The sequence below is a fragment of the Kushneria sp. Sum13 genome, from assembly GCF_052692355.1.
On the sequence record NZ_CP199847.1, the window covers coordinates 22,570 to 36,766 of the forward strand.

11 protein-coding genes are annotated in these 14,197 nt (G+C 63.4%); 3 read left to right on the forward strand and 8 right to left on the reverse strand.

The annotated features are described in order from the left end of the window. Positions 1–42: 42 nt before the first annotated feature. The 5 genes from ACUN8C_RS00120 to ACUN8C_RS00140 form a co-directional block, all read right to left on the reverse strand. On the reverse strand, positions 43–711 hold the full coding sequence (locus tag ACUN8C_RS00120; RefSeq protein ID WP_445620365.1) for a PqiC family protein: 669 nt from the start codon (positions 709–711) through the stop codon (positions 43–45). Further along, complete coding sequence (gene pqiB / locus ACUN8C_RS00125) at positions 708–2,354, reverse strand: intermembrane transport protein PqiB (RefSeq protein WP_445620366.1); 1,647 nt, start codon at positions 2,352–2,354, stop codon at positions 708–710. Before pqiB ends, ACUN8C_RS00120 begins: the two co-directional genes overlap by 4 nt. Beyond that, positions 2,351–3,700, reverse strand: a complete 1,350-nt coding sequence (locus ACUN8C_RS00130) for a PqiA/YebS family transporter subunit (RefSeq protein ID WP_445621883.1) — start codon at positions 3,698–3,700, stop codon at positions 2,351–2,353. The genes pqiB and ACUN8C_RS00130 overlap by 4 nt, the downstream gene beginning before the upstream one ends. A gap of 241 nt (positions 3,701–3,941) precedes the next feature. Further along, positions 3,942–5,681, reverse strand: a complete 1,740-nt coding sequence (locus ACUN8C_RS00135; protein WP_445620367.1) for an ABC transporter transmembrane domain-containing protein — start codon at positions 5,679–5,681, stop codon at positions 3,942–3,944. Continuing rightward, entirely contained in the window at positions 5,678–7,432 is a 1,755-nt protein-coding gene (locus ACUN8C_RS00140; protein WP_445620368.1) for an ABC transporter ATP-binding protein, read from the reverse strand. Before ACUN8C_RS00140 ends, ACUN8C_RS00135 begins: the two co-directional genes overlap by 4 nt. A gap of 160 nt (positions 7,433–7,592) precedes the next feature. On the opposite strand from ACUN8C_RS00140, the gene ACUN8C_RS00145 reads away from it, so the two are divergent. Continuing rightward, complete coding sequence (locus ACUN8C_RS00145) at positions 7,593–8,486, forward strand: cation diffusion facilitator family transporter (protein ID WP_445620369.1); 894 nt, start codon at positions 7,593–7,595, stop codon at positions 8,484–8,486. Between the two features lie 64 nt (positions 8,487–8,550). On the opposite strand, the gene ACUN8C_RS00150 is transcribed toward ACUN8C_RS00145, so the two are convergent. Beyond that, a complete protein-coding gene (locus ACUN8C_RS00150; RefSeq protein WP_445620370.1) occupies positions 8,551–9,612 on the reverse strand; it encodes a lipoate--protein ligase family protein in 1,062 nt (353 codons plus the stop codon). Positions 9,613–9,779: 167 nt separating this feature from the next. Between ACUN8C_RS00150 and ACUN8C_RS00155 the strand changes: the two genes are divergently transcribed. Next, complete coding sequence (locus ACUN8C_RS00155; protein ID WP_445620371.1) at positions 9,780–10,949, forward strand: MFS transporter; 1,170 nt, start codon at positions 9,780–9,782, stop codon at positions 10,947–10,949. Positions 10,950–10,974: 25 nt separating this feature from the next. On the opposite strand, the gene ACUN8C_RS00160 is transcribed toward ACUN8C_RS00155, so the two are convergent. Continuing rightward, positions 10,975–11,871: a PhzF family phenazine biosynthesis protein gene (locus ACUN8C_RS00160; RefSeq protein ID WP_445620372.1), complete on the reverse strand. Its 897-nt coding sequence runs from the start codon at positions 11,869–11,871 to the stop codon at positions 10,975–10,977. A 119-nt stretch (positions 11,872–11,990) separates the two neighbouring features. Beyond that, complete coding sequence (mnmE, locus tag ACUN8C_RS00165) at positions 11,991–13,352, reverse strand: tRNA uridine-5-carboxymethylaminomethyl(34) synthesis GTPase MnmE (protein ID WP_445620373.1); 1,362 nt, start codon at positions 13,350–13,352, stop codon at positions 11,991–11,993. A 183-nt stretch (positions 13,353–13,535) separates the two neighbouring features. On the opposite strand from mnmE, the gene ACUN8C_RS00170 reads away from it, so the two are divergent. Beyond that, positions 13,536–14,168, forward strand: coding sequence for a flavin reductase family protein (locus tag ACUN8C_RS00170; RefSeq protein WP_445620374.1), 633 nt, complete (start codon positions 13,536–13,538; stop codon positions 14,166–14,168). Positions 14,169–14,197 lie beyond the last annotated feature (29 nt).

A 14,197-nucleotide genomic window follows, 5' to 3' on the forward strand; every position in this document is an offset into this window, starting at 1 on the left:
CCCTATTTTTAGAGCCCCACTGGTTCACGAGTCGTCAGTGGCTCAGGGCGTCGTGGCCGGTGTCGAACGTGCCGGCAAGCCGGTGCTCGATGCCATCTGCTCCTGCCGGGTAATCTCGTCGGCAATCTGCTCACCCACGTTCTCCCAGCCCTGTGACAGAGTGCGCACCAGCGCCGGATAGCCGTCATCCTCAAGCGGACGTTCAATCTCGAAAGGCTGCTGAGCCAGCAGACCGCCGCCGGCGTTGCGCAGCTGGTACTGTCCGGCCAGCACGGCCATGCCGTCATAGCGACCCTGAAAACGTGACAGCGTGATCCGCACCCCGGTATCGGCACGATCGCCGGACAGGGTCTCGCCCAGCACACGATGATCCTTTAACCGGTCGCTCAGCGTGCGCTGCAGGCTCCGGGTGAGCTGGGCGCTCAGACTGTCGGCCCACAGATTGGCCTGTGCCTCGTTCACCTCGATATCGCTGGTCTGATAGACCACGCCCTGGCCGTCGAGATAGTCCGCCAGCCGTACCGACGACACCGCCACCGTGGGCGCGCTGTCGGGCAGTGACACCCCGGGTTCGGCGGCGGCAGTGCGCTGATCGGCCAGCGGCAGCGTATAGCGATGAAACTCGGTGGACTGACCGGCGCAGCCGGCCAGCAGCGCCAGTGCCACCAGCGCTGCGCCGCGACCGGACGCGTTGAGAAGTGGCATCATCATGGACGGGCCCTCGGTTGCGGATCCTGAATCTCGCCGCGATTGAAGATCAGCGAATTGGGTTTCTCGCTGATGGTGCGCGCTGCCGGCTGCAGCGAGCGCATCAGCTGCTCAAGGCTTTTCAGCGTCGAGGTCAGCTCGCCATAGGCCGGTGCCTCGCTCGAGTAGCTCGACAGCGTCTGCTCGATGCTGCGCAGCGTGTGCTGGACATCACCGGGCAGGGCGCGGGTGCTCTCGTCATTGAGCACTTCGTTGAGGCTGCCGGCGGTCTCGTTGAGCTCGTTGAGCAGCGATTCGGAGCTGGCAAGCGTGGCATCCAGCCGGTCCAGTGACGACTCCACCGGCAGGTTGTTGAGCTTGTCGAGCAGGCCGGTCACTTTCTGTTCGATCTGGGCAAAGCTGCCGGGTTCACTGGGGAACACGGCCACGCCGTTGTAGTCCTTGAGCGTCTGTTTTGACGGATCTTCCACGAAATTGGTGTCCACAAACAGCGCCCCGGTGAAGAGGTTGCCGGTCTTGAGTGACGCCCGCAGCCCGTTTTTGAACATGGTGTCGATGCGGGCTCGCCAGTCCTTGAGCGACTCTTCGTCCACCTTCGCCTGCAGGCGCTGGGGTTCAATGCGGATCAGCACCGGAATGCGGAAGCCCTCGACCTGATTTTCCTGCAGAAGATCGATGCGATAGGGCACGGTATCCACGGTGCCGATGCGCACGCCGCGATACTCGACCGGCGCCCCGCGGGACAGCCCGCGCACGGTGTCATCGATCATCACGACATAGCGCAGATAGTGGCTGAAGCTGCCCTGCAGGGCGTTTTCTTCATCGCTGTACAGCGAAAAGACCATGTTGCTGTTGGCACCGACCGGCTCACCCGGCGGAATATCTTCCGGCACGCCAAAGGTTACGCCGCCGCTGACCAGCGACTCCAGCGAGCCCAGTCCCAGCGAGAAGCCTTCCGAGGTCAGGTCGAAATTGATGCCCGAGGCCAGCCAGAAGCGGGTATTGCTGGTGACCAGGTCCTCATAGGGTTCCTGAATGAAGAGCTGATAGTGCACCACCCGGTCTTCGGTATCGAATTCGAGATTTTCGACCCGCCCGACAGTGAAGCCCTGAAACAGGACCGGATCACCGACATTGAGCGAGCCTGCGGCAGCGCTGGTCAGATGCAGCCGCAGCCCTTTGGCGTCCGGCGGTGCCACGGGGGGCTGTTCGAGCATTTCAAAGCTGTCCTGGGCGTTTTCCGAATGCCCCGGCTGCAGCTGGATATAGGCGCCCGACAGCACGGTATTCAACCCGCTGATGCCTTCACGGCCGATGCGCGGCTTGACCACCCAGAAGCGGGTGTCCTCGTTGAGCAGGCGGTCGGTGCCCGGGTTCATGCGTGCCTTGATCACGGCATGTGAGGTGTCTTCCGACAGCGAGACCGATGTGACCTCGCCCACATCCACGTTTCGCGCCTTGATCATGGTGTTGCCGGCATCAATGCCTTCGGCATTGTTCATGATCAGCGTGATTTCCGGCCCGCGCGAGGAGAGGGTGTGATAGAGCATCCACCCGCCGATCAAAAGCGCGATCAGGGGGATCAGCCAGACCGGAGAGATGTGGCGATGCTTCTTTCGTTGCGCGGTGGTCTCGGTCTCGCTCATGGCCCCGTGTCCTGTGCTTTCCCTGCAACCACCGGCTGAGGGGATAATGTGGAAATATCGTTGTTTTCAAGGTCCGGATGATCGGCGGCGTCCCAGATCAGGCGCGGATCAAAGCTCATCGCGGCGATCATGGTCAAAATTACCACGCCGCCGAAGGCGATGATGCCGGGCTCGGCAGAGACATGCATCAACACGCCCAGCTGGACCAGCGCGGCCAGCAGCGCCACCACGAAGACATCGATCATCGACCAGCGCCCGATGAATTCGGTGATCCGGTACAGGGTCATGCGCACTTCGGGCCGCCAGGGCTGTGGTCGGCCCACCTTGAGGCACAGCCAGAAAAGCGCCATCAGCTTGGCGACCGGAATGACCACACTGGCCAGAAAGATGATGGCGGCAATCGGGTAGTCGCCATGGTTGATCAGCAGCAGTACGCCGCCGATAACCGTCTGGGTCGTCGTGTCGTTGAGACTCGAGACGGTCATGATCGGCAGGATCATGGCCGGAATGTAGAGGATGACCGACACCAGCAGCAGCGCCAGGGTCTTTTGCACGCTGTGACGGTGACGCATGTGCAGTTTTTCGCCGCAGCGCCGGCAGTAACACGCCTTGTGATGGTAATAGTCGTTGACCGTACTGCAGACCGGGCAGCCCACCAGCTTCTGCGACTGCGCGGTACGCCCGGTGCGCGCATGCGCCGGCGGGGCCGGCTCCGGAGCCATGACGTTCCAGAGCCAGTCACGATCCACGCTGCGCGAGATCAAAAGCATCAGCACCACAAACAGACAAAAGGACCAGAAAGAGACCCCGAAGCCGATACTGGCCAGCGACAAAATCTTGACCAGACTCACCAGCACGCCGATCAGGAACACATCGGCCATCATCCAGTGTTCGATATGGCGCAGGGTGCGCAGCATCAGCATGCCACGAGGCGGACGACGCCCCAGCAAAAAGGCGGTATGGATCACGATCACCATGCCCAGATAAAGCATCGGCAGCAGCAACAGCACCATCCACAGCACCACGGCCAGCATGATGTAGTTGCCGGTGGAAAGAGTTGCCATGGCATCGGTCAGACTGATGGCACGCTCAAGGCCGCGGGCCGAAAAGGAGATAAACGGAAAGGCCAGCGAGGTGACCAGCGCCACGACGGCGGCGATGGCCAGCGCCAGCGCCTGCTGGGCAGGCGCCCGCTTTCGCACCATCAGCTCATGCTGACAGCGCGGGCAGCGGGCACTTTCCGAGCACGCCAGCGGCGGCACGGTACTGACCAGATCGCATTCATGACAGACCCGCAGGGGCTGTGAAGGCTCAGATAGCGTGGTGATGGTTCTCTCCGAAGTCAGCCCGGGTCGATTGTGTTTGAAACAACCAGGGGATACCGATCAGAGCAGGCCCTGTCAGTATTAATACCTGCAGACTATAGCCTGGCATGGCGATCAGGCACTGTCGCGATGTCCCGAGCGTGCCGGGCCCTTGAGGTATGCCAGAGCCGGTAAACATTCAGCGTGGTACGTAAATAGCATCGACAGCCATTAACGGCAAGCCGCCATGGGGTCTGAATCCCTGAATCCATCATTTAGAGAATTAATCATCGAGCGGGCCGGGTTGATGCCAGAGCCGGTAATAGGCGCCGCCCTGGTGTTCAAGCAAACGTTCGGGCGCGCCGCGCTCGATTACCCGCCCGGCCTGCATCACCACGACCTCATCGGCCCCGGCAATGGTCGAGAGCCGGTGGGCGACCACCACCATGGTGACGCGTCCCTTGAGGGCGGCCAGTGCCCGATTGAGGCGCGACTCGGTCAGGCTGTCCACGCTGGCGGTGGCTTCATCCAGCAGCAGAATGCGCGGCTGTCGCAGCAATGCCCGTGCCAGCGCCAGCAGCTGGCGCTCACCGGTGGACAGCGTCAGGCCCCGCTCGCCCAGCGGTGTCTCGAGCCCATCGGGGAGACGGTCAATCAGCTCGCGCAGCTGGGCTTCATCAATGGCACGTGCCATGGCAGCCTCATCGGCCTCGATCCCCATCAACAGATTGTCCCTGAGGGTGGTCGAGCGAATGAAGGGCTCCTGGGGGACGCTGGCCATCACCGTATTGATCACCGACGGCGCCAGGGTGTCGATACGTCGGCCGTCCAGCAGCAGCTGACCGCCAAAGGCCGGCTGCAGCCCGCCCAGCAGGTCCAGCAGCGTGGACTTGCCGCTGCCGGTATGGCCGACCAGACCGATGAAGCGCCCTTCGGGAATCTCGAGCGTCACGTCATCAAGCGTATTGGCCTCGGCACCATGATGGCGAAAGCTCACGCGCTCGAGCCGGTAGTCGGCCGACTGGATCGCCCGTGTATCGTCACCGGCGGCCGCCTGCGGGCGGTGCAGCAGGGAGAGCAGCCGCGTGCCGGCCACGCCCGCCTGTTGAAAGATGTTAAAGCGCTGGGTGATCTCGATCAGGGGTTCGGACACGCGCCCAAGCCAGGTCACGAAGGCATACAGCACGCCAATTTCGGCGCCGCCCACCAGACTGTCGGCGCCGTAACCGATCAAAAGCGCGGCCAGAATGATCACGCCCACCAGATCCAGCGCCGAGCGCAACAACAGCGCCGAAATACGAATGGTGTGCAGCCGGGCGTGATACTGCGCCACGTTAAGGTCGTGATAGCGCGTTCGAAAGCGCTCGGTCTGATTGAACGCCTGCAGCACGCTCATGCCGCCGATCGCCTCGTTGATCCGGGCATTCTGGCCGGCACGCAGGCGGCGTACCTCCATCGCGGCCGGGCCGCTGGCGCGCTGATAGCCCCAGATGATCACGGCCGCCACCGGAATCAGGGTCGCGGCAATCAACATCAGCTTCACATCCATCAGCGCCATGGCGACAAGAATGCCGATCAACAGCATCAGATTCTGCAAAACGGTGGCCAGAAACTCGACGTAGAGCTCGCGCAGGTCATCGGTGTCATTGGTCACCCGCGCCACCATTTCACCGGTAGGCGTGGCGTCATGAACGTGCTGGGGTAGATGCATCACATGGCGAAAAACGCGCTTGCGCAGGGCATGCACCGCATCAAGCGCAATGCGGGCAAAATAGAGCGTCTGCAGATAGCGGCCAAGGGCGGCCAGAATCTGGCTGCCGACATACAGCATCAGCAGGATGACCAGCGGCTCGGGGCGCAGATCCCGTGGCACCAGATAGCTGTCGATATAATGCTTGGTCAGCCATGGGCCCAGCACGTCCATGCCGGTAGCGGTCAACAGCAGCATCAGCGCCAGCACCAGACGGCGACGGTCCTTGAGCAGCGGGCGCAGCATCAGGGCCAGCAGGCGACGGTTGATCATGACGGGAATTCCTCACCGTGAATCTGCTCACCGCGGATCTGCTGCTCCTGCCACAGCCGGGCGTAGTGGCCGCCCCGGGCCAGCAGGGCCTCATGGCGACCCTGCTCGACGGCACGGCCCTGATCCAGCACCACGATGTGGTCGGCATGGCGCACCGCCGACAGCCGATGGCTCACGATCAGACAGGTGCGCTCATGTTCGCCTTCCAGAGTTTTCAGAAGCTGCTGCTCGGTGGTCTGATCGACCGCCGAAAGCGTGTCATCGAGCAGCAGAATCGGTGCCGGAGAGAGCAGGGCACGGGCCAGTGCCACTCGCTGACGCTGACCGCCTGACAGTGTCACGCCGCGCTCGCCAATGCGGGTGTCGAGCCCCTCGGGCAGGCGAGCCAGATCCGGGCCGAAGGCCGCTGCCTCCAGAGCCGCCCGAATCTCGCTGTCACTGGCGTCAGGCACGCCCAGCGCCACGTTTTCGCCCAGCGTGGCGGCAAACAGATACGGGTCCTGCGGGACATAGGCATACATCGAGCGCAGGGTGCCCAGCTGATAGTCGCCCAGCGGATGCTCACCCAGGATGAGCGTGCCGTGGGTCAGCGGATACTGGCGCAGCAGCAGGCGAATCAGGGTCGACTTGCCGCTGCCGGTGGCGCCCACGATCCCCACGGTCCGGCCGGGCGTGATCTCCAGTTCAATATCGGCAAGTGCCGGAGTGGTCGCCAGTGGATAGGTAAATGCCTCGATGGCGATGTGAAGGGCCGGGGAGGGCACCGTGGTCCGCTCGCCCGCATCATCGATGGTTTCGCGCTCGTGAAAGAACTCGGTCAGCCGTCGTGCGGCCGCCTCGCCGCGCTGAAGAATGTTGAGACACCAGCCCAGCGCAAACATCGGCCAGATCAGCTGGACCAGATACAGGGTAAAACTGGTCAGCTCGCCCAGCGTGATCGCGTCACTCAGATAGCGCCAGCTGCCGGCGGCAATGGTGGCCAGGGTCGCACTGCCCAGCGCCAGAAAAACGACCGGGTCGTAGCGCGCCTCCATGCGCTGTACCTGGTAGTTGGCCCGGGCGTGGGCCTCGGCCCGCTGGTCGAAATCGGCAATCTCGGCCTCGATCAGCGAGTGTTGGCGCAGCAGCCGCAGCCCGGCGATGGCCTCCTGGGTGCGGTCATTGAGATCGGAAAAGCGTGCCAGCGACTGACCGAAATAGCCCTGCACCCGACTGGCTACCCGATAAAAGCCCCAGGCCATGAACGGGAAGGGGATCAGCGCGATCAGCGCCAGCGGCGCATCGATCACGATGATCATCATGGAGAGCACCAGAAGCAGGGTCAGCGCCCCGTCGACGCTTGAGAGCACGCCTTCCCCGGCAGCTACTTCCACCGCATCGATGTCCTGGGTCGAGCGTGCCAGCAGATCGCCGCTGCGCCTTTGCTGGAAAAAGCCCGGGTCCAGCCGGGTCAGCTTTTCATAGAAGCGGTCGCGCAGGGCCACGCCCAGCTGGTAGGAGGCGCCAAACAGCAGGATGCGCCACACATAGCGCAGTCCATACATCGCCAGTGCCACGGCCACCAGAACCGCGCCACTGCGCCAGAGCCCGGGCATGTCGATGCGCCCCTCATTGAGGGCATCGATCATGCGACCGGCCCACCAGGGCAGGGCCATGTTGAGAAGCCCCACTGCCAGCAGTGCCAGAATGGCCAGCAGATAGGCACGGCGATGAGTCGCCAGAAAATCGAGCAGCAGTCGGCGTAGCGCCATGGGCGTTGATTCGATCAAAAGGATGGATGGACATCAGGGCAGAGCCCCTGGCAGTGTAACAAAGGGTCACGCACTGCGGGGTGGTTTGATTCCGGATTCACGTTGTTGTTGTCGGCGGTGACGATTACGCTAGGGCGCTTCAACGCGTGAGGAAATGATCGTGTCCACCACGATGAAAATAGCCTGGACCAGCCTGCTGGTAGGCTTTGCCGTGCTTGGTCTCAAGACGCTGGCCTATGCACTGACAGGCTCGGTGGCCCTGCTCTCGGATGCGCTGGAGAGCATGGTCAACGTGGTCACTGCCGTGGCGGCGTTGATTGCCATTCGGGTGGCCGCCATGCCGGCCGATGACAATCATCCCTACGGCCATCACAAGGCGGAGTTTTTCAGCGCCGTGCTGGAAGGCGTGATGATTGTCATCGCGGCGCTTTTGATCCTGCGCGAGGCCGTGACCGGGATCATGGACCCGCAGCCGCTTCAGCTGCCGCTGATGGGGATTGTCTTCAGTCTGGTGGCCACCCTGATCAACGCGGTCTGGTCGCGCGTGCTGATCCGTATTGGTCGCCGCGAACGCTCGCCGGCGCTGGTCGCCGATGGTCGTCATCTCTTTACCGACGTGGTCACCTCGGCCGGTGTCATCATTGGCGTCGGGCTTGCCATGACGACCCACTGGTGGCTGCTGGACCCGCTGGTAGCGATTATCGTGGCCATCAATATTCTCTGGTCGGGGGCGCAGGTGATCCGGGAATCGTTGAGCGGACTGATGGATGAAGCCGTGCCGCCCGATACCCTGGAACTGATCCATCATGTCATCTTTGTGACCGGCGAAGGCGCCGTCGAGGCCCACGACGTGCGTACTCGTCATGCCGGCCGCGCCACCTTTGTCGATTTTCATCTTGTGGTCCCCGGCGAGACCACGGTGTTTCACGCCCACGAAATCTGTGATCGCATCGAAGCCGGGCTGCGTCAGGCGCTGGGCGAGGTGCGTATCACCATTCACGTCGAGCCCGAGCACAAGGCCGAGCACAAGGCTGCCGACATTGTATTTGACTGACGGTTTTTGACTGACAGTTTTCGATCAGCGGTCCCTGGCTGACGCGGCCCGTCACCCGGTCGGGCTAGGGCACGCGGGTCAGCCACGCCTCGTCCTGAAACTTTGATTCGGCCAGTGCCTGCGCCGCGGTCAGTTCCTCAGGGCGAACATCGTCAGGGGTGAGTGTGTAGCGCGCGCCAAAGGAGGCCGCCATGCGCTCGATAATGGCCTCGCGTGACAGACCGGTCTGGCTTCTCAGCGGGTCGACGCGCTTGCCGGCGCTGGTGATGCCCTTGTCGGAGAGCTTCTCGCGGCCGATGCGCAACACGTTCGTCATGAGCTCGGCATCGATGTCGTAGGCCATGGTGACGTGATGCAGCACGGCACCGTTCAGGCGCTTTTGCGCGGCGCCGGCCAGCTTGCCGCCTTCGGAGGTGATGTCATTGATGGGGACATACCAGGCGCGGATGCCCATGTCGCCCAGTGCCTGAATCACCCACTCGTCGAGAAAGGCGTAGCTTTCGACAAACGACAGACCCTCGACCAGCGTTTCCGGCACGATCAGCGACCAGGTGATGGTGTTGCCCGGCTCGACGAACATCGCGCCGCCACCGCTGATGCGGCGCACGACCTCGATATCGAACGCGCGGGCGGCGTCCATGTCGACCTCATTGGACAGCGATTGAAAGCTGCCGATGATCACGGCCGGGCGGTCCCACTCCCAGACCCGCAGCGTCGGGCCGCGCCGGCCCTCGGCGACTTCCCGGGTGAGCACTTCATCAAGGGCCATGTGCAGCGCCGGCGATTCCGGCGGGCGATGGATCAGGCCAAAGGTATGCTCGCGCCAGTCGGAGGCGCCCGCCAGTGCCCGGCGGATGACAGTGGCCACCGCCGGCGCCGACAGGCCCACCATGACGGTGCCTTCCGGCAGCGCCTGGCGCACGCGTTCGGTAAGCTCTTCGGCCCCGGTGGCCACGCTTGCGCCCACCAGTGCCTGATTGATGGCGTCGAGCGCGTCATCGGGCTCAAGGAAAAAGTCCCCCGACAGTCGCACCGCGGCCAGCCGGCCATCGTCGATGGTGATGTCGGCGACCAGCAGCTTGCCGCCGGGCACCTTGTATTCGCCGTGGCGTGATGCTTCGACCATAGTCTAAAATCCGGGTCCGGTTTGATGTCATGACAGTATAACCGGGTGCCGAGCGTAAACCGCTAGCGGCGCCTTCGACGTTTTGACCCCTATACTGATCCCTCGTCTCCCGCGCCCCGACCGGCGTGGTGGTGAGGATCGCCTTTTTCATTCCTCTGCGAGGCTTCATGGTTCGTCATACCCATCCCCTGCTTGTTCTTCTGGCGCTGGCCACTGGTGGCTTTGCCATCGGTACGACCGAATTTGCCACCATGAGTCTGCTGCCCTTTATTCAGCATGACATGCAGATCGATCCGTCCACGGCCAGTCACATCATCAGCGCCTATGCACTGGGCGTGGTCATCGGCGCGCCCGTCATTACCGTACTGGCGGCGCGTATCGATCGAAAATGGCTGCTTTTGATTCTCATGACCCTGTTTGCGCTTGGCAACGCCATGAGCGCGCTGGCCTCAAGCTACAGCTCGCTGGTGCTGTTTCGCTTTTTGAGCGGCCTGCCGCACGGCGCCTACTTCGGGCTGGCGGCCCTGATGGCGGCCTCGGTCGTGACCAGCGGCAAGCGCACGCGTGCAGTGGGCATGGTCATGCTGGGCCTGACAGTGGCCACCATCGTCGGCGTGCCGCTGGCGACCTGGCTGGGTAATGCCATCGGCTGGCGCTCCGGGTACTGGCTGGTGACCACTCTGGCCCTGTTGACCGTGGTCATGATCGCCCTGTATGCGCCCAGAACGGGCGTGGCCAGCGAGCGCAGTGCCAAGGGTGAGCTGCGGGCGCTGAAAAACGGCGCCGTGCTGCTGACACTGGCCATCGGCGCGGTAGGCTTTGGCGGCATGTTTTCGGTCTATACCTATCTGACCTCGACGCTGGACAGCGTGACGCAGATGTCTTCTGCCACCATTCCGCTGGTGCTGGCCGTCTTTGGTCTGGGCATGACGATCGGCAATATTGTCGTGCCGCGTTTTGCCGACCGCTCACTAATGCCCACTGCGGGCGCCCTTCTGATCTGGAGCGCGGTGGCGCTGGGTGTTTTCCCGCTGGTGGCGGGCAACCCGTGGCTGATCAGCCTTGATGTCTTCTGCATCGGCATCGGCGGGGCGCTGGGCACCATTTTGCAGACCCGCCTGATGGATGTGGCCGGCGAGGCGCAGAACATGGCGGCGGCGCTCAACCACGTGGCCTTCAACATGGCCAATGCCCTCGGCCCGTGGCTTGCGGGCATGACGCTGGCGCTGGGCTTTGGCTTTCGCTCGACCGGCGTGGTGGGCTGTCTTTTGGCGCTGGGCGGCCTGGTTATCTGGATGCTGGCACGGCGTCATGAGCGCCAGTCCCGGGCGGCCTGAGCCGGTCGCCCTATCTAAAGACGGTCTAGAGACGAAGGCGGCCTTCGCCGATGACCACGGCCGTTCCGCCCACGTGAATGGCCGTGATGTCCTGGCCGGTCTTGTCGACCAGCACGCCGATGCGGCTGGGCCGGCCCATCTCGAGGCCCTGCATGATGGTGTATTCCAGCGTGCCGGTCTGCGGTGACTGTTGGGCCAGATAACCGGCCAGCGGCGCGGCGGCACTGCCGGTGGCCGGGTCTTCCACGACCTGATCACTGATGCGCAGCTTGCGCGTTTGAATGCAGCGCTCCCCTTCCTCGACGTACAGATAGACATTGGCGCCGTGCTCGGCTCTAAGCACCTCCGGCAGCAGTGCCGGGTTGGCGCGAACCTCGCCCAGTGCCTCCACGCAGGACAGCCTGATCAGATGAAAGGGCGAGCCGCAGGTAGAGCCGACCACCGGCTCACCGATCAGTATCTCTACAGAGAGTCCCAGCAGGGCCGCGGCGTTTGAACGCGACAGCGGACTTGGATCGAGGCTCAAGGGGTTGGGTGTGCTGAGCCAGGCCTGCTCACCATCAAAGCGAATGGGGACGTCACCGGCCCGTTCGCGCAGAATCAGCGGGGTCTGATCGTCATGCCAGCCGATTTCGCGCAACAGCCAGGCCGCACCGATGGTGGGATGCCCTGCAAAGGGCAGCTCCTGATGCGGCGTAAAGATGCGCACGTCAAACACGCCCGGCATGGCGGTGGCAGTCATGAACACCGACTCCGACAGGTTGAGCTCGCGCGCCATTTGCTGCATGACTCGGGCGCTCAGGGCGCCTGCATCAGGGAATACGGCCAGCGGGTTGCCCTGAAAGGGGGTGGCGGTAAAGACATCGAGCAGCAGGTAGTCGATGGAAGACGCCTGTGGATCGATCACGTCATGAAGGGGCATGGCAACTTTCCTTGAGCGCGGGGCAGCCGCCCCGGGCACGATATCGTTTGACTGGCAAAACCGCGGCCGGCGAACGCGTCGGACCGCCTTTTCTGCAGCACGTGTTGGCCGATATGAATTTATTTACCGATGCAGAAACTGCCAAAAATCTCGCCCAGCAATTCATCGGCGGTGAATTCGCCGGTAATCTCACCAAGCGAATCCTGGGCGGCGCGCAGGTCCTCGGCCAGCAGCTCGCCGGCACTGGCACCGGCCAGCTGATCTGCGCCGTGGGTCAGCGCCTGCCCGGCACGATCAAGGGCATCAAGGTGGCGACGGCGGGCGGAGAAGCGGCCTTCGCTGGTCGACTGAAAGCCCATCACGCCCTTGAGGTGCGCTTTCAGGTGCTCCACGCCGGCGCCCGTGGTGGCGGACAGGCGAATCACCGGCGGGGTGATGGCAAGGTCAGGCTCGCTGGTCTCGCCGCTTTCATCGATCTTGTTGCGCACCAGGGTGAGCTTTGACGGGTCGGGCAGGCGCTCGACGAATTCGGGCCAGATCGCCATCGGGTCAAGCTCACCGCTTTCGCGACTGTCGACCATCAAAAGCACCCGATCCGCCTTTTCGATCTCTGCCCAGGCGCGCTGGACGCCGATTTTTTCCACCGCATCCGGCGTGTCACGAAGGCCGGCGGTGTCGATGATGTGAAGCGGCATGCCATCCAGATGAATGTGCTCGCGCAGCACGTCCCGGGTGGTGCCGGCAATGTCGGTGACGATCGCGGTTTCGCGCTCGGTCAGGGCGTTGAGAAGGCTCGATTTGCCCGCATTGGGGCGCCCGGCGATCACCACGCTCATGCCTTCACGCATCAGCGCGCCCTGAGCGGCGCTGGCGCGCACCTCGGAAAGGCTTGCCCGCACATTCGAGAGCATTTCAGCGACGCGACCGTCGCCCAGAAAGTCGATCTCTTCTTCGGGGAAGTCGATGGCGGCCTCGACAAAGATGCGCAGCTCAATGAGGCGTTGCACCAGCGCCTGTACCCGAGTCGAGAACTCGCCCTGCAGCGAGTGCAGGGCGTTTTCGGCCGCCGCGCGCGAGCTGGCCTCGATCAGATCGGCAATCGCCTCGGCCTGCGCCAGATCGAGCTTGTCGTTTAAAAAGGCCCGCTCGGAGAACTCTCCGGGGCGTGCCAGGCGCGCGCCCAGCGCTACGGTGCGCTCCAGAAGCCAGTCCATGATGACCGGGCCGCCGTGGCCCTGAAGCTCCAGCACGTCCTCGCCGGTAAACGAGTTGGGCCCTGGAAACCACAGCGCGATGCCTTCATCGAGTACCTGACCCTCGGCGCCCAGAAAGGGACCGTAGTGGGCACGTCGGGGCTCGGGATCGAAGCCGAGCATGGCGCGGGCGAGCTCGGCGGTTCTGGCGCCGGAGAGGCGGATGATGCCGACGCCGCCGCGCCCGGGCGGCGTGGCCAGCGCACTGATGGTGTCCTGATCGAGCATGCTAGTTCCGAAAGGTCAAGGGCCGGCAAGGGCGGCATGAATGATAGGGCAACGATTGTCGGCGCTGGCATCAAACGCTGCAAGCGGCGGTCGATGACACCGGTCAACGAAGCCGGTTAACAGAGCCGGTCGTTGCTATAGTGGTTCGCAGACTAATCGATACCGCAACACCGGAGAGCGTTCATGACCGAGTCGTTTCACTTTTATGAGCCGCGCAAGGGCCACGGCCTGCCGCACGACCCCTTCAAGGCGATCATTGCCCCACGCCCGATTGGCTGGGTCTCCTCACAAAATGCCGAGGGCGGGCTCAATCTGGCGCCCTACAGCTTTTTTAATGCCTTTTGTGCCGCGCCGCCGATTATTGGTTTTGCCAGCGCCGGCTGGAAGGACAGCGTGGCCAACATCGAGGCCACCGGCGAGTTCTGCTGGCATCTGGCCACGCAGCCGCTGGCCGAGAAGATGAACACCTCGAGCGCCAGCGTGGGTGCCGATGTAGATGAGTTTGCGCTGGCCGGGCTGACGCCGGCCGCCTCAAACGTGGTGAAGGTGCCGCGCGTACTGGAAGCGCCGGTGTCGTTCGAATGCCGGCTGACCCAGTTGATCCAGCTGCAATCCGCCGACGGCGAAAAGCTCGATACCTGGCTGGTCATGGGCGAAGTGGTGGGCGTCCACATCGATCAGCATCTGCTGGAAGACGGCATCTATCAGACCGCCGCCGCCGAGCCGATCCTGCGCGCTGGTGGGCCAACCACCTATTACACCATCAATGAGAGCGTGCGCTTTGATATGGAGCGCCCGGACAACTCGGGCCAGTAGAGGCGGCCCCGTAACGCCTTTCACCCGCT

Bases quoted from the DNA above. Each gene is read 5' to 3' on its own strand.
- mnmE (WP_445620373.1), bottom strand. From the start codon at position 13,352: ATGCTCGATCAGGACACCATCAGTGCGCTGGCCACGCCGCCCGGGCGC.
- pqiB (WP_445620366.1), bottom strand. From the start codon at position 2,354: ATGAGCGAGACCGAGACCACCGCGCAACGAAAGAAGCATCGCCACATC.
- ACUN8C_RS00140 (WP_445620368.1), bottom strand. From the start codon at position 7,432: ATGGCGCTACGCCGACTGCTGCTCGATTTTCTGGCGACTCATCGCCGT.
- ACUN8C_RS00160 (WP_445620372.1), bottom strand. From the start codon at position 11,871: ATGCCCCTTCATGACGTGATCGATCCACAGGCGTCTTCCATCGACTAC.
- ACUN8C_RS00155 (WP_445620371.1), top strand. From the start codon at position 9,780: ATGGTTCGTCATACCCATCCCCTGCTTGTTCTTCTGGCGCTGGCCACT.
- ACUN8C_RS00150 (WP_445620370.1), bottom strand. From the start codon at position 9,612: ATGGTCGAAGCATCACGCCACGGCGAATACAAGGTGCCCGGCGGCAAG.
- ACUN8C_RS00120 (WP_445620365.1), bottom strand. From the start codon at position 711: ATGATGATGCCACTTCTCAACGCGTCCGGTCGCGGCGCAGCGCTGGTG.
- ACUN8C_RS00135 (WP_445620367.1), bottom strand. From the start codon at position 5,681: ATGATCAACCGTCGCCTGCTGGCCCTGATGCTGCGCCCGCTGCTCAAG.
- ACUN8C_RS00170 (WP_445620374.1), top strand. From the start codon at position 13,536: ATGACCGAGTCGTTTCACTTTTATGAGCCGCGCAAGGGCCACGGCCTG.